Here is an 18,821-nt window from a genome sequence, read left to right as displayed (position 1 = left end):
CCTTTTTTTTATGAGCTATTACTGCTAAACTACTATTAGATATTTATAGGTGGTTGATTATTATGATAAATTCAATCAGTGTTTCTTCTACATATGGTTATGGCAGTCAGCTTTCTACACTTGCGCAGAAAAGTAATGAGTTGTCTACGAGTCAGTCTCGATATATAGATGTCCCTGCGAGTGTGGGCGGAAATAGGATCGCACCCGTTAATACTACCGGGAAATCTGAGAATGCTGATCGAGTTGATGGCCAGTCAAATTCTACCCAACCTTCTAGTTCTACCACTGATCCTCAGCGTGATTTTGAAACGGTTATTCGTCAATTAAAAGCCAGAGATATAGAAGTTAAAATCCATGAACAAGCGCATTTAGCTGCTGGTGGGCAATATGTGTCTGGAGGGGCAAGCTATGTGTATCAGGTGGGGCCAGATGGGCGTCGTTATGCAGTTGGCGGTGAAGTTAGTATTGATACCAGCCCTGTTTCAGGTGATCCTGAAGCAACGTTAGTGAAAGCACAACAAGTTCAAGCAGCTGCATTGGCACCATCAGAGCCCTCTTCCCAAGACTATAAAGTCGCTCAGGCCGCAGCCAGTATGGCAGCGCAAGCAAGATCCGAACTATCCTCTACGAAAATGGCTGGTAACCAAAGTTCTGATGAAAAAACCAGTCAATCAACTGAATCTGGTCAGCAACAGTCTAATCCAAATTCGGTTAATCAAATTACTTCCAATAATTCCGATATTAATTTGCTAAATGCAGACCGTACTCAATTTGAAGTGCGTATGTTAGCTGGTTAGACCTAAACGAATTAAACTGGGCAAAATGTATTTTGCATAGCTTCAAGTAAATTTAGAATTTGCGGATCTCTCACTTTACACAAAATCCTACTTCCATCCCTTCTTGAGACGATAATTTCTTTTTCTCTCAAAATATCAATGTGCTGTGAAATATTACTTTGAGTTGTTCCGACACGTGAGACGATGTCCATCACTGGCAGTTCATTATCGCCTAGTACACACAAAATCTTTAGTCTAAGAGGGTGCCCCATTGCCTTAAGAGCTTTGGATGCTTTCTCAATATTTTCTTCTTTAATCGTTAGCGGGTTAACTTCATTCATTGTGAATTCACCAAGTAAAATAAATATATTATCAATTGTTTAAATACTAATGCTAATTCTAATTAAATACTTCCCTAATGTCACTTAAAGTTAAATTATAATGTGCGTTATTCAGTTTAAAATGAAAAATTAGCCATGGAGTGGTCTGTGAAGTTAACTTGGGCAAAGAAAAGTATTTGGATGACATTTGGCGCTTTATTTGGCGCGATGATCGTTGTAGGAACGAATGTATTAGCTGAAGAAACAGAGAAGGTGCCAGCGCTCCAGAAGCAAATATCGCTTCCACTTGAAGAGCTTCAAGCATTTGTTGAGGTGTTTAACCGAATTTCAACTGATTATGTAGAAGAAGTTGAAGACAAAGATTTACTTGAGGGTGCCATTAGCGGCATGTTATCTAGCCTGGATCCGCATTCTGCTTATTTGCCACCCAAGAACTATAAGAAAATGGAAGAGCATACCACGGGTGAGTTTGGTGGATTGGGTATGGAAGTGGGTATGGAAGATGGATTTGTAAAAGTCATATCGCCAATTGATGATACGCCGGCCATGAAAGCAGGTATTCAGGCAGGTGATTTGATTATTAAATTGGATGATCATCCGGTCAAAGGAAAAAGCCTATCTGATGCCGTTAAACTAATGCGAGGGAAGCCTGGCACTGAAATTAAGTTGACCCTGATACGTGAAGGCGAAGAAAAACCATTGGTTAAGACTCTAGTAAGAGCCATTATCAAAGTTAATAGTGTAAAAGGGAAACTATTAAAAGAAGGAATGGGCTATGTTCGAATCAGTCAGTTTCAATTACGGACAGGTGAAGATTTAGTCTCGACCATTGAAAAAATTGAGACCGAAAACAAGGGACCTTTAAATGGTTTGGTATTGGATTTACGAAACAATCCAGGTGGCGTTCTAAGGGCTGCTGTTCAGGTCACAGATGCATTTTTAAATGAAGGTATGATTGTTTACACTAAAGGACGTGTTAAGAATGCGGAAATGCGTTTTGAAGCTGAAGCAGGCGACGTTTTAGATGGCAAACCAATAGTTGTCTTAATCAACGAGGGTTCTGCTTCTGCTTCTGAAATCGTGTCAGGTGCCTTGCAAGATCAGCAACGTGCGTTAATTCTAGGTCGGAATAGTTTTGGTAAAGGATCCGTTCAGACGCTATTACCCCTCAATAATGGTGGTGCTATTAAGGTTACAACGGCACGATATTACACGCCGTCGGGTCGATCTATTCAGGCGGAAGGTATTATCCCTGATATCAAAATAGACCAAGTTAAAATTGAAAAGCTTAAAATTGAAGAGTTTGAGCGTATAAAAGAAAAAGATCTGACCGGCCATTTAGACGGTAAGGATGATGTTGAACAGCAAAAAGCGAAGAAACGGATTATCGATGAAGAGCTTGATGCGATTTTGGCCAAGGATTATGAATTAAATGAAGCGCTCAATGTCTTAAAGGGTATGTATTTTAGCCAAAAATTACAGGCGAAAAAATGAGTCGTAAGCGTGTTTTAATTCCTCTCGCACAAGGCTGTGAAGAAATTGAAGCGGTCACGTTAATTGACCTAATGGTGCGTGCCGGCATTGAAGTGGTCACAGCCAGTTTAGATGAAGAGCAAACCATTACTGCCAGCCGGGGTGTGCAGCTAGTTGCACAAACGACCTTGGCAGATGTTAAAGATCTTCATTTTGACTTAATAGCGCTACCTGGTGGTATGCCTGGTGCTGATCATTTGAATCAATCATCCCTATTGCATACCCTACTTCACAGGACGCTTGCTTCAGGTCAATATGTCGCTGCCATCTGTGCGGCACCCAAAGTCCTTGTGTCGGCAGGTCTGCTGGATGGTAAGCAGGCAACCAGCTTTCCAGGCTTTATTGACCAGCACCCAGCGCCTAATATGACCTATCTTAACGATGCTGTTGTGATTGATGGTCAAATTATCACGTCCAGGGGGCCTGGAACGGCGATGACTTTGGCTCTGTCTTTGATTGAGTTGTTGATGGGGAAAGCAGTCAAGCAGCAAGTTGAATCCAGTTTACAGATTCCTTAATTAAGATGTTGTTTCAGAATTTGCTTCAGTTTGTCAGCAAGCTGTTTGGCTTGTGCTTCCGATAACTGAACGTCAGTATTTTTAGTTCTTGATTGATTTGATAAGCTTTCTAATAACTTAATCAGCGCTTCCTTTTGTTGATTTGGATCTGTCGAGTTCGGGTCTGTCATCACTTCTTCCAATGTATTTTTGCCAAGTCTGGCAAAGTGGGGACGCTAAAATGCATTGAGTTTTTGATAACGATCTATTAAACTCGAATCATGAAATTTTCACAACGACTATTTTTATTGCTTTTCTTACTCAGCTTTTTGCATAGTAGCTTTGCGCAAGCAGGTGTTTCTATGAACCTACCAGTTGAGTCGCCGTCACCAGAAATGCATAAAGAGACCATGTCTCATCAGCATCATTCAAAGCATGATTGCTGTGATGAATCCACTGAAAATATGGCCGTTCATATTTGCCAGTTTTGTGGAGATGACTGTCAATGCCTGAATGATTGTCATGTTTCGAGCGCCAGTATCGTTCTGATTGGCACTAACATTCAACATCACCCCTTCCAGCCTGAAAGACTTATTCAACTGACAGACTCACCATTGTTTTCGGTTGATGGTTCCCTTGAAAAACGCCCACCTAGGTTCGCCTAATTTTATTTCAGAAATGTTGTAGACAAATTTATTTTGTCGCTTTTTAAATAAAATTTGGAGTTTAGTTATGAACAACCCTCATATTGGATTGTTGGTCTTGTGGGTGAGTTGCTTAGTGTTTCCCGTCAGTGTATCTGCTGAAAAAACCTTGCAGATGAATGCCGATGAGCACAGGATGCATCATTCTTCCGGTCCTGACATCGAAGCGTCCTCACCGGTATCTATAGGTGATAAATCGTCATTTCAATTTGTTTGTCCAATGCACCCTCAGATCATTCGCGATCACGAAGGTACCTGCCCGATTTGCGGTATGAAACTGGTTCAACAGGCTTTTGAATCAGGCTCAGAATCCAGTCAAACGATCAAAATACCCGAACATGCGATGCCAAATATGGCTAAGGGGTTGCAACAAGGATTTGCTATTCGAACAGCCAAGGCACAGAAAGTGACTTTATGGAAGTATATGCCAACCTTTGGCAAAGTCACTGCAGATGAAACCAAGGTCATTCATGTTCACCCGAGAGCATCGGGTTGGATTAGTGATTTAACGGTTCGTACGAATGGCGATGCAATCCAAAAGGGCGAACTACTTTATCGACTCTATTCCCCTGAAATTGTGGCGGCTCAGCAAGATTATTTACAAATATTGCAAAACCGCAAACGCCATGGTGAAAAAGGGCAAACATTGCTCCATTCCGCGCAAACTCGTCTACAGCTGCTGGGGGTTGCCCCAAAAACACTAGAACAGCTATCAAAAACCCAAAAGTTGATCTACAAGGTGCCAGTGTATGCTTCGCAAACGGGCGTCGTGAGTCAATTGAGTATTCAATCGGGTATGTTCGTTCAACCGAAAACCGAGTTAATGAGCTTAACCGATTTATCAACGGTTTGGATTGAAGCAGAGGTTTTACCCTTGCAACAACAGTGGGTTAAACCCAACCTCACCACCGAAATCCGTTTTCAAGCTTACCCTGGGCAATATTGGGAAAGTCAGATTGATTATATTGAACCGGTCACTGATGCGACGACCAAGGCCTTGAAGGTTAGAATGACGCTGCCAAATAAAGCACTGGCATTCAAACCCAATATGCTGGCGGATGTGATTATCTATGGCGGCCCTAAACATAATGCGCTTGCGCTTCCTATGGAAGCGATTATTGATGATGGTGAAACCCGGCGTTTAGTGGTGCAGTCTGCGCCTGGACAGTTTGAGGTCAAGACCGTCACAACCGGGATGCAAACTCAAGGATTGGTTGAAATCTTATCCGGGATAGAAGAAGGCGACTCCATCGTAATTTCTGGACAGTTCCTTATTGATTCTGAAAGCCAAATACAGGCAAATCTGAATCGGTTTAAAGGACAAGCTGCTCCTATGTCGCGCCATGCACACCATTAAAGGAGGTGGTAGATGATTAATTCAATTATTAAAGCCTCCATCGACAATCGGGTTCTGGTGTTGTTAATCAGTTTGATGATTGCCCTATGGGGTTGGCGGGCGGTTCAAAATACGCCGCTTGATGCCATTCCCGACTTGTCTGATGTGCAGGTGATTGTTAAAACCCCTTTTGCGGGGCAGAGTCCACAGCTGGTCGAAGATCAGGTCACTTATCCCATTTCAAGCTTAATGATGTCGGTGCCGAAAGCCAAGACGGTAAGGGGCTATTCCTTTTTTGGAGATTCCTACGTTTATGTTTTATTCGACGAAGGAACCGACCCTTACTGGGCCAGATCTCGAGTGCTGGAATATCTCAATCAAGTGAAAGCACAATTGCCCGATACGGTTCAGCCCAGTTTGGGACCGGATGCGTCGGGCGTTGGTTGGGTTTACCAATATGCACTCATTGATCGATCACATCAATTGGATTTGGCACAACTTCGCAGTTTACAGGATTGGTTTTTAAAGTATGAATTACAGGCCGTCCCAGGGGTGTCTGAGGTTGCAGCAATTGGCGGCATGATTAAGCAATATCAAGTGGTGGTCAATCCAAACCTACTCAGAGGATATGGGCTTACATTATCGTCGGTTCAGCAAGCCATTCAACAAAGCTCAGTCGAGATGGGCGCTTCCGTGATCGAAATGGGCGAAGCCGAATATATGGTTGGTGTCAAAGGCTATGTCACCCAAATTGAAGACCTAGAAAACACACCTGTCGGTCGCCATTCTCAAAGCAATACGCCAGTGTTATTAAAAGAGATTGCACGGGTACAATTGGGATCCGAACCTAGGCGAGGACTGGCTGAGCTGAATGGTCAGGGCGAAGTGGTCGGCGGCATTGTGGTGATGCGCTCTGGCGAAAATGCTCAAAAGGTGATAGACGCCGTTAAGCAAAAAATAGCTCAAATTCAACCAGGCCTGCCACAGGGCGTGGAATTGGTTGAAGTCTATAATCGTTCTGAACTCATCGAAAAATCGGTACAAACCTTATCGGATAAATTGCTCGAAGAAATGCTGGTGGTCATACTGGTGTCTATCCTATTTCTATGGCATTTGCGGTCAGCATGGGTCGCCATGATTTCGCTACCGCTTGGCGTTCTAGGAGCCTTTTTAATTATGGAACAAATGGGCGTGACCGCAAACATTATGAGTTTGGGGGGCATTGCGATTGCGATTGGTACCATGGTGGACGCCGCTATTGTCATGATTGAAAATGTGCATAAAAAACTAGAACACTATCGACGCCAAATGGGCGAAACCGTAACCGGTCATGCCCATTGGCAATTGATTCTACAAGCCTGCCAAGAAGTCGGAAAGCCACTGTTTCTATCGCTATTAATTATTGCGCTCAGTTTTATGCCGATTTTTGCATTGCAAGAACAAGCGGGTCGACTGTTTACCCCTTTGGCCTTAACCAAAACACTGGCAATGGCCGTTGCTGCTGGATTTGCCATTACCCTAGTACCCGTATTAATGGGATATTTTATTCGTGGAAAACTCCCCAGTGAAACCAAGAATCCATTGAATCGAACCTTGATTTGGCTCTATCAACCCGTCATTAAAGCGACCTTAGCCTTTCCAAAATCGATTCTGGCCATTGCTATCTTGGCATTAACAACGCTGTTCTATCCTTGGCAAAATATGGGCTCAGAATTTATGCCGCAATTGGATGAGGGGGATTTGTTGTATATGCCTACCACACTGCCGGGGGTTTCAATTGGTGTCGCTCAATCCTTGTTACAAGAAACCGACCGGATTATTAAAACCTTTCCAGAAGTGAAAACCGTTTTTGGCAAAATTGGACGTGCGGATACCGCAACCGATCCGGCCCCCTTAACGATGTTGGAATCCACTATTCAATTGAAGGATAAATCTGAATGGCGTCCGGGAATGACTCTGCAGAAGCTGATTTCCGAACTGGATCAAGCGGTGCAAATCCCCGGGTTAACCAATGCTTGGGTGCAACCCATCAAAACTCGGATTGATATGCTTTCGACTGGCATTAAAACCCCGATTGGCATTAAGATTTCGGCGGACAACTTGCAAGATATTCAAACGGTAGGCGGCTTATTAGAAGGCGCACTACAATCTTTGCCCGGCACGCTATCGGTTTTCTCTGACCGTTCTGAGGGCGGTCGATATATCGATATTCTGCCAAATCGAACGGCCGCCGCGCGCTATGAACTGTCAATGGCACAGTTGACCAATATGATCAGTGTGGCCGTGGGTGGAAAATCTTTGCAGACCACGTTAGAAGGACGTGAACGGTATCGCATGAATTTACGCTATCCTCAGTCTTGGCGTAACTCGGTTGAAGCCTTGCAACAACTTCCCATCGTCACGTCATCAGGCGCGCATATTCAATTGGGAATGGTGGCCGATATTCAGTTACGTAAAGGGCCTGCTGTCATTAAATCGGAAAACGCACGGTTAAACGGATGGACCTTTATTGATTTAAAACCGGGAACGGATCTTAAAAACTACATCGAAACCGCGCAACAACACCTTTCAAAGCAAATCGCCTTGCCGAAAAATGTTAGCTTGGAGTGGTCAGGTCAGTATGCTTATTTATTAAAAGCACAACAAACGTTAATGGAAATCGTCCCACTAACCTTAGTGATTATTTTTATTTTGTTGTATTTTATTTTTAAAACCGTCACGGATGCCATTATGATTTTGGCCGTCATTCCATTTGCACTACTTGGTTCAGTGTGGTTTGTTTGGGCGTTGGGCTTTGACTTTTCTATCGCCGTTGCGGTTGGCATGATTGCCTTAGCCGGAGTGGCCACCGAGTTTGGGGTGGTGATGTTGATCTATTTAAAATCGGCTATTGCCGATGCCAAACAAAGTCATCAATACAACCATACAGAGGATTTGAAAGCGGCCATTATGAAAGGTGCAGTTAATCGGGTTCGCCCGAAAGCCATGACGGTCAGTGTGATTGTCGTAGGGCTATTGCCCATTTTATTTTCAGATGGCACTGGGTCTGAAGTCATGCAACGCATTGCTGCGCCGATGATTGGCGGGATGATTTCGGCACCGGTGGTGTCAATGGTGTTAATTCCGCTACTGGTATATTGGCTCGAATTACGAAAAGGCTTTCCAGCGCCTGTAATTCAGCAGCAAGGAGGTGTGAAATGACGTTTTTAAATCGATTGGCTTGTCTTGGGGTTTTAACCGTCATAACCAGTTGGGTTCACGCCAGTGATACCCCTAACTCGTTAACACAGATCTTTAAATTGGCTCTTGAACACAATCCCACGCTGACAGCGGCGGTAGCCACAACCGCTGCAGCCAAGCAGGTGGTAGCAACGCAATCTGCGCAGCAAGGGACAGAGGTTCACTTAAACAGTGAATTGAGTTATGCATGGATGGCGGAAGCACAATTTCCGCGTTCAGCCACACAGTTAGTTGCCAGCTACCCCCTTTATCAACCACAGAAGCAAGCTTTTACCACGGTTGCACAAAAGCAGCATCAAGCGACAATTTGGCAACAGGAAGCTGATAGTCAATCGGTACTCATGCAGGTTGCACACTGGTATTTCAAAATTTGGCAGCAAAAAGAAACGCTCTATTTTTTGCAAAAAGAGCAAACGGCTATTGCCGGAATTTTACAGCAGGTTCAGCAACGATTTCAGGTTGGCTATCAAGATTTAACCGATGTGTCGGATATTCAGTCGCGTTTAGATTTTAATCGCGCTGAAACCCTCAAAGCGCGTCAGCAATTAAATCAAAGTTATGCTGGATTAAATGCGTTGCTAGGCGGTCAACTGACGGCAAACACCTTAAAGCAATTGCAATTTCCGAAGCAGTTGCCTGCCAATTTAGCCCAAATCGAACACAGCGTGCGTCAGCAGTTACTACAAAAAAATGACCAGGCCTGGGCATTTTTGACGCAGCAACACCCAAAAATTCAAGCGCTTGACCAGCAATGGCAAGCCTCTGAAAATCGAGCCACAGCTCTGAGGCAACAGGACCATATCCAGCTTAAAGCGTTTGGCGCTTTAGTGCTGAATGAATCGGATGGCCACTTTTATGATGATATGCGGGGTGCTAAAGGCGGGGTTCAATTGTCGATGCCACTCTATCTAGGGGGGCAGACCCAGTCTAAAGTCTCTCAACAGCGACAGCTGTCACAGCAGAAGTTGGCGCAAAAAACACAATTTTCATTAGCCGTTCAGGCGCAAGCGGAAAATGCCTGGCTGGCATTAGAAACTGGTTCGCAAAGATTGGAAGCCTTGAAGGCCGCACGAAATTCCAGTCAGCAGGCAGTCAGAGCCAATGGGCAGGCTTTGCAAACGGGGAGTCGTAACATTCTCGATTTACTGAATTCGCAGCGCCACTTGTATCGTATTGAACGGGACATCCCATTGTTAATGGCTGATATTTGGTTGAATGCTTTCCAGTTATATGCTGCAATGGGGCATTTAAAAGTGAATGGTAACGGCCTTTGGCAAGGTCTTGTCAATCCTTAATTCATCGTCTCGCCTTACAGCTTGTGCTAAAAAGGCCAAACACAATGGAGAGATCAGGAAAATCATGACAGCGACTTCATCTTCCAGCTTTGCATCGCCCAGAGTGACCGGTGTCGGCTTAGGGCTTCGGCGTGATTTTTTTGATGAAATACTCGCCACCCCTGATTTTCCCGTGGACTTTTTGGAGGTTGCGCCGGAAAACTGGGTTCGGTTTGGTGGCCGACAAGGGCGTGCGCTCAGACAACTTTCCGAGCGCTACCCTTTGGTTTGTCATGGTCTTTCACTCGATATTGGCGGCCCGCATCCATTGGATGAGGATTTTCTACTCGAATTAAAAGCCTTTTTTAAAACTCATCAAGTGCCACTTTATACTGAACATTTAAGTTACTGCGGCGATTCAGGCCATCTATATGACCTTATGCCGATTCCCTTCACTGAAGACGCGGTTGATTATGTTGCCAAGCGTATTCGGCATGTTCAAGATGTGCTGGAACAACCGCTTGGCATTGAAAACGTTTCCTTTTATGCTTTGCCTACCAATGAATTGTCGGAGGTAGAATTTATCAATGCGGTGGCGACAGAAGCCGATTGTGGACTGTTATTGGATGTGAACAATACCTATGTCAATAGTATTAATCACCAGCAATATGATCCCATAGCATTTATTGAAGCCATGCCCACTGAACGATTAATGTATTTGCACATGGCAGGGCACTTTGATGAAGCGGACGACTTAAAAATTGATACCCATGGCGAAGCTGTTAAGCCAGTGGTTTGGGATCTGCTAGATCAAACCTACGCGGTGCATGGTGTGCAACCGACTTTGTTAGAGCGCGATTTCAATATTCCTCCGCTGGCCGACCTGCAACTGGAAATCAATCAGATTCGCAAAAGCCAACAGGCTCAGGGGGCTGACAATGTCTAGGACTGTCTTCACGGATTTACCGCGCTTTCAGCAATTACAAACTTTATTTGCCAGCCACATTCGCGACCCGCAAAACCAGCCATATCAACCGCAAAAACACCCAGGCCTGGGCGAAATGGCACTCGAAATCGAGCCCAGACGGTTGGCTGCTTATGAACAGTTATTTTTTAATAATATCAATAGCTTTTTTAGGAATCTATTTCCGGTTAGCTGCTCGGTGTTGGGCGAAGATCGTTGGTTGGAATTGATTCGAGAGTATATGCAAAAGCATCAGGCTCGAACTCCGTTATTCCATGAATTGGGACAAGAGTTTTTGTTATTTTTGCAAGCGGACTATCAACCGCGCGATGATGACCCGCCTTATTTATTGGAGTTGGCGCATTATGAATGGATTGAATTGGCGTTATTGGTGGATGAGCAAGAAGGCATTTATTTAGACTCGCCGCCACAGGCCAATCTGCAAAGTCGCTATCGCTTATCACCTCTGGCCATCCCCTTGGCTTATCAGTGGCCGGTCGATCAAATTAGTGCAGACAATGCCAACCTAGAGCAACCCGAAACGCCAACCACCATATTGGCTTATCGGGATGTAAACGATCAGGTGCAGTTTATGGCATTGACGCCTTTGCTCTATGAATTATTGGTGCGGCTGGAAGGGAACAATCCAGATCCATTAGAGGAAGTGATGGCGGACATGGCTGAAACGATGCAACAGCCTGCAGCCAGCTTAGCCACACTGGCATTGCCAGCATTGGATGGCTTGTTACAACAACAAGTGCTCATTCCACATCCCTTGCCATAAAAGCCAGTTTAATACACTATACTCGCGCTTATGATAAACACTTCTGTTCAAACTCTTTGGCTGGCAGCGGCCGACTGAATAAATAGCCTTGTCCTTCATCACAGCCGAGTTTTTTCAGAATATCCAGTTGATTCGGCGTTTCAATCCCTTCGGCCAGCACTTTTAGCCCTAAACTGTGTCCCATTTCAATAATGGCACTGACAATCGATCTGGCTTCACTTTGCGTATCAATATCGTCGATAAAACTCTTATCAATTTTAATACGGTCAACATTGAGGTGTTTGATATAGGCCAAAGAAGAATAGCCGGTTCCAAAGTCATCAATTGAGATTTCAAGCCCGCTTTTTTGGAGGCGACTCACGCAACTGACTCGCGTTTCGCCATTCAACTCTAGGTTTTTCATCATCACGGATTCGGTAATTTCAATATCGACTTGATGGGACTCTAGTTGATTGTCCGCTAAAATAGCGCTAATTTTATCGCCAAAATCGCCCATTAATAATTGAGATGCCGATACGTTAATCGCAATTCTAGGTAGCGGCTTGGAAGTGGTTTGCCAACGTTGTGTTTGATGCATGGCTTGCTGCATAACCAAGACACCGATGTCATTGATTAAACCAAACCGTTCCGCTAAGGGGATAAATTCTAATGGTGAAATCATCCGCTCAGGTGTTGGCCAGCGCACCAAGGCTTCTGCCCCGACCAGTTGCAGGTTGTGCAAACGATATTGAGGTTGATAATAAACCTCAAATTCGGCGTTCTGAACGGCGCGGTGTAAATTTACTTCAATCTCTCTAAGATCCAATAGCGTTTTATTCATCTGATCGGTGAAAATACAATAATGACCATTTTCACTGTCCTTAGCCGAGTACATGGCGTAATCCGCTTTATGGAGTAAATCCTCTGCAGACTTTGCGTGCTGCGGATAGGTTGCCACGCCCATGCTACAGCCTACCTGATGCGTTGATTGGTGCTCATTCACTTCTTCTAGCGCTTTTAAAACGCTTTCGCAGAGGTCGGTCAAATCACTGATTTCATAATTACCAGGGAGTAAGATCGCAAATTCATCGCCTCCCAAACGCGCAATAAAGGCTTTCTTAGGTAAAACCTTCTTAAACTGAACCCCTGCATTGAATAAAAATGCATCCCCCGCTGCATGGCCAAGATGGTCATTGACCCATTTAAAATCATTCAAATCAATGTACATCAAATGCAAGGGTTGGTCTGGGTGATCGTTCAGGAAGCGATCTAAGGTGACATTAAAATAATAGCGGTTGGGCAATTGCGTGACGGAATCGTAGTTGGAAGTATGCTCCAGTTTGTGCTGGGTTGCCTTTAAATCTGAAATATCGGTCACCACAATGGAGAAAAAGTCATTTGGCAGACTGGTATCGCTGATCCTAGCAATATCAATAATACAGAATTGATTTGAGTCTCGGCTTAAAGTCGCTTCGCCACGCCAAGCTTCCTTATGCTTTAAATGATATTTAATATGGCCGACATCCACATCCTTAAACAAGCACATTAACAACTGCCAAATAGTGACATTTTCAGGCAGCTTGCAGGCTTCCGTTAAATCATCTAGTTTCTTATTAGATAAGTGAATCTTATCCTGGGTGTCGAAAATACCAATCGCCTCGTTTAAGTTTTGCATCAAGTTATGATCGAGTAATAATGCTTGTGTTCTTTCCTTAACTCGTTCTTCCAAAGAGTCTAGGATCGACTTCTGACTTTTGGCAAAGGCATTTAAACGTCGAGTAGTGATGGTTGCAATGATTAACAGGCTTAATATAATCGGAACAGAAACCAAAATGATCATTTTGAGCATGTCATCTATGGCATTTGAAAACTGTTCTTTAGAGAGTTGAACTCGGCTTTCATAACTGTCTTTTAACTGGTTGAATAGCACCTGAACCTTGTCTTGAACGGGAATCGCGACCCGTAGCAATTGATCTAGAGCCTGTTCACGCTTGTCATCCATCAGAAACTGATAAATCTCAGTCTGAATTTTGCGGTTGTAAGACATGACAATGCCAGCCTGACGTAGATATTCTTCCTGGCTTTTCATTTCCACACGCTGAATCAGGCTTTGCAGATTGTCAACGACGTTTTGCTCATGCTTTAGCATTTCCAAATTGAGCGCATCGACTTTGAAAAAATCAGTGGCATTGATCATTCGAACCAATAAAATACTGCGTTGATTTGCCGAAAATAAAATACTGTCAACATGAGACTTCAATTCGGCATTTTGAGAATAGGTGGTAAAGGATTTTGCCAGAGATCTCTCATAATGGATAAAAACCCCTGCGCCAGCCGAGACTAAAATCAGGACGAATGAATAGCTGAGTAGCAGGTAACGTGTAAATCTGGCAGAGTGCTGAATCATGGAAGTTAGGGTATTTTATTTATTTTGTTTGATTTTCAAGGATAATAGTCGGGTTAACAAGAAAAAAACACACCAATAACTTGAACTAAATCATGAACCCGTCCAATAATTATACAGGGATATACTTTGGCTTATGAATAAAAAACCGATTGAACCGCGTGTTTATAGAAGTCAATTCTGGCAACAAGCGGCAGTGAATTTTATTGATAAGCAAGGCTTGGATGCGGTAACCATTTTGGCCTATGCCTCTTTGGTGGGGTTGGTGCCTTTTTTAGCGATTCTGTTTGGGGTATTTGCCTTATCCGATAGCTTTGCAGTTTTTCAGGCGGAAGTGATTGATAAGGTGCTACATTTCTTATTGCCAGAAGCCACACCGCAGGTGGAAGCCTACTTACTCAAGTTTGCGCAAAAAGCGGGGCAACTGCAAGGGGTCGGCATTATTTCCATGTTTGCCATTGCACTGATTTTACTGTGGACCATTGATAAAAAAATTAACTTAATGTGGCACCGCCATTATCAACGACGCTGGTGGGTGAGTTTGTTGCATTATTTAGGCGTTAGTTTATTAGGCCCTTTAATATTAGGGGCGGGACTGGTGTTGAGTTCGTTGTTATTAGCCGCACCAATTTTGCCCGATCTCTTTTGGATGGCGGATGCCTTAAAGCAATTACCTTTCTTTATCAATGTGGTCGGGTTTTGGTTTTTATACCGATTCGTGCCTGCCGTCAAAGTTTCGAGTCGAGCAGCTTGGGTGGGCGCTTTATTGACCACCCTGGAGTTGGAACTGCTTAAATTTGGCTTTGGCGTCTATGTGAAATGGTTTCCAACCTATGATTTGATTTACGGTGCCTTTGCCGTCATTCCGTTATTTTTGTTATGGTTGTATTTACTGTGGTTGGTGATTATTTTTAATGCCTCGGTGGTGCGACAGATCGATTTAGTGGTCGTTAAGCCGCCCAGTCAAAGCGATTGAAGCTGTTCTAAAACCGCATCCCGAGCCTGTAAAAAATCCAGATGTCCCGAGATTTCGAGGCAAGGCAGATTTGCTAATTGGGTTAGGTAGCTTTCGGCATCGGCAGGTGTTTGATTTGGTAAAAACTGTCCCTGAGCATCTGCAAAAAAAGGCCCCGCGCTTTTCATTAAAGCCGGCAATAGTTCAGGGCTTTGCGCTAAGGTGGTTCGGTGTGCTTGGGTAGGCTGATCTGCTTTAGCAGACCAATTCAGTATCACTAATAAATGCAGTGGCGCTTCCGATTGCGTGCAATCTGCATGAAAAAGCTGATCGACATCCGCATCGTATTTTTCTTCTAAATGGCGCAACTTCGACGAAGACAGTTCTAATAACTGGTGGCGTCTTTCTGCTGGAATCAACGAATGTAATCTTGCATTATGCACAATAGTGCCTGGGTTAATGCGCGGTTGCTTGGGAATGCCTCGCATCCAAAACGTCCCATTCCCAAGGGATTCGACAGGCCTGGTCGTTTTAGACGGGATAGAAGTTGGTTCGCAAGCTTGAATCAGTAAGCGGTCATTACTAATAAAGTGTTGCCCTTGCTCTAATAGGTGCAGCATCAGCGTTGATTTGCCGCCGCCAGACAAGCCAGCAATAGCAACTCCTTTACCCTCGATTTGTAAACCGGCAGCATGGCCTAATAGCCAGCCTTGACGCAAATGGTGATTAAGATATTGGCTTAAAACAAAGTTCACGACCTGATTAGGATATTGCTCAACAGGGCCGAAGGCATAAGGCTGGGTGGCGTTTTGCCAAAACACCATACCGGTTTTGATTTTATAAATAAACCGGCCATCGTCAGCATCCAAAAAGGTTTCTTTGCGACCGCTTTTCCCCGCTTCACGTGCCCAGTCTGCCCAGTGTTCGCCTAGGTCTAAATAGTCATCGGTTTCAATCGCTTGAACGGCTAGGTCTGCTGACTGCAACTCTAAGGTCATTTCGACGTGAAAATAGTCGGCGAGTATCGTTAGCAATTCGCGTGAATTTGAGCGAATGGCAATGGCATAATCGGTCAAAGGCAACAATAGCCCTTCGGGTAAGCAGGGTTGATCTTGCAAGGTTTGGTTGAACTGTTGTGTGAGGAGCTGAGCGTTCTTCATGCGGTTTTTACGATTTGAGTTGCGTGGAGTTGGTTGACTACATAGGCCGCATAACGTGCCGCCATATTAATATTTAAGCCTTCTTGTGCGCCTTTAAAGCCGCCAAAAGCAGAGACCTCAAAACACACAGGACCTTCTTCGGTTTCAGCAATATCGACAGTGGTATAGCTCAAGTCAAAAACTGATTGGGCTCGGTGTGCCATGTCGATAATCTCATCCGACGGAAAGGCTTCGGCATATTTGCCGCCGGAGTGAATGGTGGTGTTCCAACTGTTACCATTGCCCACCCGCGCATAAGCGCCTTGGTATTCGCCACCTAAAAACACCAAGCCCAAATCTTTTCCCGGCAGGGCCAATTTTTTTTGTAAATAGAAAAACCCCTGTTTTTCATAATAGCTTTTCAGTTGCGAGGTTAACGTTTTTTTACTGCTTTTAGAGCTAAGCCATTCCATGCCGCGTGCTTTGGTGGAAAACAACGGCTTTAAAATGGTATCACCAAATTGTTGCACTGTATCAAGCGCTGCCTCTAAACTTTCGGTAATGACGGTCGGTGGCATCGGTATTTGCGCCTTTGTCAGCGACACGGTACAACTGAGTCGATCCACTAGGCGAATGATTTCATGCGGCTTAGAAAAAATCTGCACACCACATTTTTCCACAAACCGCAAAATCTCAAGCCGATCAATCACTGCTGGACTATAAGTTTGAGAGACCTTTTTAATGACGATGGCATCCAAATCACACAAACAATGGTTTTGGAATTTAACCGAGGGTTTTGTCAAGTCAGCAACCACCTGTTCAATATCAATGACCAAACGGAACCCAGTGAGCGCTTCAATTTCATCGGCTAAGATTTCGGTTGACCATTTGCCGGGAATACCGACCACGCCAATTTTAAAAGGGGATTGATTAGTCATGGAAAATCTCTTTTGGTATTTGGTAATGATTCAGTTGTTGAGGGGATAATCGCACGATTTGCTCTAATAAATAGCGCGCTCGAAAATGCATGGCTTTGGCATGTTGTTTATCCAATACAAACCGGGTCGAGGTTAAAAAGGATCGACTTAAGCCCAATGCCATACGCAAGGTATAGCTGTGGTCGTTGATTTGATTGGCATAATCGGCCCCAAAGTCATAAATTGCTTGCATGGTTTGCGCAATCAACTTACGGACTTTGGGGTCGAAATTGGCAATGCGATAACAGGACACCATTAACACCGATAAATCTTGAACATAGTCTTGATAGTCCGAGCGGTGCAAATCAATAAAATTCACTTCATCTTCCACCGAATCGTAAATAATATTGTCCAGATTAAAATCGCCATGAATATAGACCGCATTCGGCACGGTTAAGCCGTCTTCAATGGTGGCACAGGCCTCGATTAAATTGTCAATCGAATGGGATTTAACACCATTGATATTGATCATTTTGTGTTCAAATTCGGGGTGCACGGCAAAAATCGCAGGTAGTCGTTTTTTTAGCTGTTGCATATAGTGTGCGGCTTGGGCCTCTTCAGCTTGGGTTTCTTGCCAAATATTTTTTAAAGTGCCGAATAAGGTATTTAACCCCCTTTTTAACAGCTTCCGATCTTTATCTAACAACAGCCGTTCAAAGGTATCTCCGGTGAGATATTCAAACAGCAAGGCCGCTTTACTGCCATTCTTATGATAAGAATAGACTTTGGGGGCGATGCCTGGGTACACCTGATGCCAACTTTCGATGCCGGTTTTTTCTTCTTGCAATTTGGCTTGGTCACCTTCTTTAAACACCGCCAGCATTTCGCCTTCAGAGTCTGCACCCATCACACCCGACAAACTGCAACCGGATTTAGTTTCACCCAAGGCGCGGATTGATAATTCGTTTTGTTGCGGATTCAATTCCAAAGCAGTTAAGGTGGCTTCCAACGAGTGATAGCGTTCAATCTGGATCATCTGCCCAAGGTTGGCAGAAATAATCCCTTCGCCAATGCGGAGCAGCGCTTCACCCATGGCGCTGATATCGCGTAACACAAAGCTGGCATTCAGCAAAACGTCGGTTTGCTGGCCTTTTTTTAGCCGTTTTTTTAAGCGATCAAGCTGTTGGTCACAACGTTTATCTATGTGGACTTTTAACCGACAAATATCAATTGCCAAACTCGAACCTTCCGATTCAACGGCGGGTTCAATCATTTCTAGCCCGGCGGTTAAATCTTGCAACGCTTTAAAAACCGCTTTGCGACGCAGGATTTTCAAGGTGCTGCGACAGGCCTGCGCTTGGAACACGATTGCTTGGCATTGGCGAGAAAGGGTTTTTAAACTTTGATTTAAATGTTCGTAGCTTTGTACGGCAACGCGGCTTTCGGGTTCTGGGTGTTCAGTTAAAAAAGCCGCAGCGCGGTTCAATAAATTCAGGTGATAATTATCAATATAATCGACACGCGCCAAACTGCGTTCGGCAACATCGGCTTCTCCCGTTTCAAAAAAGAGTGTGACCAACTCCAATTGCTTTTGCAATTCGATAATTAAAAATCGAAGCGGGTCATAGAGTGGGGGGATTAATTGCATAATGGAAGCAAATCGGCGTTAAGAAGACTTTTTATTATTTTTCGATTTTTTAGGGGTTTTGGGGGCAATAAATAAGGGGGCGTCATCGGCATCTTCATCCTGATCCGAAGACCAATTGATTTTAATATTGAGCGTTTGCCCCTTTTTGCTTTGGGTCGCCTTAATTTTCAAATTAGCAAATGCCTGAGGCGTGAGCACAAAGTCTTCATCCTCATCGCTTAACTTAATGGCCCCTTTTTTGAACCCCTGGGTAATGGCTTTTAAATAACTGACAATCGCATCCTTATCTTGTAAGGATTCATGTTCAAAATAAGGAGTCTTCTTTGCCAT

The 18,821-nt window shown here is 44.2% G+C and carries 17 protein-coding genes; 10 read left to right on the top strand and 7 right to left on the bottom strand.

Going from position 1 to position 18,821, the window contains the following annotated elements; translation table 11 throughout:
• Window positions 1–62: 62 nt before the first annotated feature.
• The gene (locus tag CYQ88_RS06260) at window positions 63–797 is read left to right on the top strand and encodes a putative metalloprotease CJM1_0395 family protein (protein WP_101840498.1); all 735 of its coding nucleotides are present in this window, start codon (window positions 63–65) and stop codon (window positions 795–797) included.
• An 11-nt stretch (window positions 798–808) separates the two neighbouring features.
• On the opposite strand, the gene CYQ88_RS06255 is transcribed toward CYQ88_RS06260, so the two are convergent.
• A complete protein-coding gene (locus CYQ88_RS06255) occupies window positions 809–1,117 on the bottom strand; it encodes a helix-turn-helix transcriptional regulator (RefSeq protein ID WP_101840497.1) in 309 nt (102 codons plus the stop codon).
• 180 nt (window positions 1,118–1,297) lie between these two features.
• Between CYQ88_RS06255 and CYQ88_RS06250 the strand changes: the two genes are divergently transcribed.
• Entirely contained in the window at window positions 1,298–2,611 is a 1,314-nt protein-coding gene (locus CYQ88_RS06250) for a S41 family peptidase (protein ID WP_101840506.1), read from the top strand.
• Complete coding sequence (locus CYQ88_RS06245) at window positions 2,608–3,168, top strand: DJ-1 family glyoxalase III (RefSeq protein ID WP_101840496.1); 561 nt, start codon at window positions 2,608–2,610, stop codon at window positions 3,166–3,168. The genes CYQ88_RS06250 and CYQ88_RS06245 overlap by 4 nt, the downstream gene beginning before the upstream one ends.
• Here the strand turns inward: CYQ88_RS06245 and CYQ88_RS11500 are convergent.
• Entirely contained in the window at window positions 3,165–3,338 is a 174-nt protein-coding gene (locus tag CYQ88_RS11500; protein WP_158236021.1) for a hypothetical protein, read from the bottom strand. The genes CYQ88_RS06245 and CYQ88_RS11500 overlap by 4 nt on opposite strands.
• Window positions 3,339–3,428: 90 nt before the next feature.
• Between CYQ88_RS11500 and CYQ88_RS06240 the strand changes: the two genes are divergently transcribed.
• The 6 genes from CYQ88_RS06240 to CYQ88_RS06215 all read left to right on the top strand — a co-directional run bounded on the left by CYQ88_RS06240 (window position 3,429) and on the right by CYQ88_RS06215 (window position 11,449).
• Window positions 3,429–3,812 carry a hypothetical protein gene (locus CYQ88_RS06240; protein ID WP_101840495.1) on the top strand — a complete coding sequence of 128 codons (384 nt, stop codon included), beginning with the start codon at window positions 3,429–3,431 and terminating at the stop codon, window positions 3,810–3,812.
• Between the two features lie 67 nt (window positions 3,813–3,879).
• Entirely contained in the window at window positions 3,880–5,208 is a 1,329-nt protein-coding gene (locus tag CYQ88_RS06235) for an efflux RND transporter periplasmic adaptor subunit (RefSeq protein ID WP_233188827.1), read from the top strand.
• 12 nt (window positions 5,209–5,220) lie between these two features.
• On the top strand, window positions 5,221–8,388 hold the full coding sequence (locus tag CYQ88_RS06230) for an efflux RND transporter permease subunit (protein WP_101840494.1): 3,168 nt from the start codon (window positions 5,221–5,223) through the stop codon (window positions 8,386–8,388).
• Entirely contained in the window at window positions 8,385–9,722 is a 1,338-nt protein-coding gene (locus tag CYQ88_RS06225; RefSeq protein WP_101840493.1) for a TolC family protein, read from the top strand. The genes CYQ88_RS06230 and CYQ88_RS06225 overlap by 4 nt, the downstream gene beginning before the upstream one ends.
• Window positions 9,723–9,786: 64 nt before the next feature.
• The gene (locus CYQ88_RS06220) at window positions 9,787–10,647 is read left to right on the top strand and encodes a DUF692 domain-containing protein (protein WP_101840492.1); all 861 of its coding nucleotides are present in this window, start codon (window positions 9,787–9,789) and stop codon (window positions 10,645–10,647) included.
• Window positions 10,640–11,449 carry a DUF2063 domain-containing protein gene (locus CYQ88_RS06215; protein WP_101840491.1) on the top strand — a complete coding sequence of 270 codons (810 nt, stop codon included), beginning with the start codon at window positions 10,640–10,642 and terminating at the stop codon, window positions 11,447–11,449. The genes CYQ88_RS06220 and CYQ88_RS06215 overlap by 8 nt, the downstream gene beginning before the upstream one ends.
• 28 nt (window positions 11,450–11,477) lie before the next feature.
• On the opposite strand, the gene CYQ88_RS06210 is transcribed toward CYQ88_RS06215, so the two are convergent.
• A complete protein-coding gene (locus CYQ88_RS06210; RefSeq protein ID WP_101840490.1) occupies window positions 11,478–13,835 on the bottom strand; it encodes a bifunctional diguanylate cyclase/phosphodiesterase in 2,358 nt (785 codons plus the stop codon).
• A 133-nt stretch (window positions 13,836–13,968) separates the two neighbouring features.
• Here CYQ88_RS06210 and CYQ88_RS06205 point away from each other — a divergent pair, with 133 nt between their 5' ends.
• Entirely contained in the window at window positions 13,969–14,808 is an 840-nt protein-coding gene (locus CYQ88_RS06205; protein ID WP_101840489.1) for a YihY family inner membrane protein, read from the top strand.
• Here the strand turns inward: CYQ88_RS06205 and CYQ88_RS06200 are convergent.
• The 4 genes from CYQ88_RS06200 to CYQ88_RS06185 are packed head-to-tail and all read right to left on the bottom strand — an operon-like array spanning window position 14,796 to window position 18,821.
• On the bottom strand, window positions 14,796–15,947 hold the full coding sequence (locus CYQ88_RS06200) for an HprK-related kinase B (protein WP_101840488.1): 1,152 nt from the start codon (window positions 15,945–15,947) through the stop codon (window positions 14,796–14,798). The genes CYQ88_RS06205 and CYQ88_RS06200 overlap by 13 nt on opposite strands.
• Window positions 15,944–16,864, bottom strand: a complete 921-nt coding sequence (locus CYQ88_RS06195; RefSeq protein ID WP_101840487.1) for a GAK system ATP-grasp enzyme — start codon at window positions 16,862–16,864, stop codon at window positions 15,944–15,946. Before CYQ88_RS06195 ends, CYQ88_RS06200 begins: the two co-directional genes overlap by 4 nt.
• Window positions 16,857–18,491 (bottom strand): phosphotransferase, encoded by a 1,635-nt coding sequence (locus CYQ88_RS06190; RefSeq protein WP_101840486.1) that lies wholly within the window; start codon window positions 18,489–18,491, stop codon window positions 16,857–16,859. Before CYQ88_RS06190 ends, CYQ88_RS06195 begins: the two co-directional genes overlap by 8 nt.
• A gap of 18 nt (window positions 18,492–18,509) precedes the next feature.
• Window positions 18,510–18,821: an amphi-Trp domain-containing protein gene (locus tag CYQ88_RS06185; protein WP_101840485.1), complete on the bottom strand. Its 312-nt coding sequence runs from the start codon at window positions 18,819–18,821 to the stop codon at window positions 18,510–18,512.

The sequence above is a fragment of the Hydrogenovibrio sp. SC-1 genome, from assembly GCF_002848135.1.
Lineage (GTDB): Bacteria > Pseudomonadota > Gammaproteobacteria > Thiomicrospirales > Thiomicrospiraceae > Hydrogenovibrio.
Note: the sequence above shows the minus strand (reverse complement) of the source record. Positions and strands in the feature narration are given on the sequence as shown.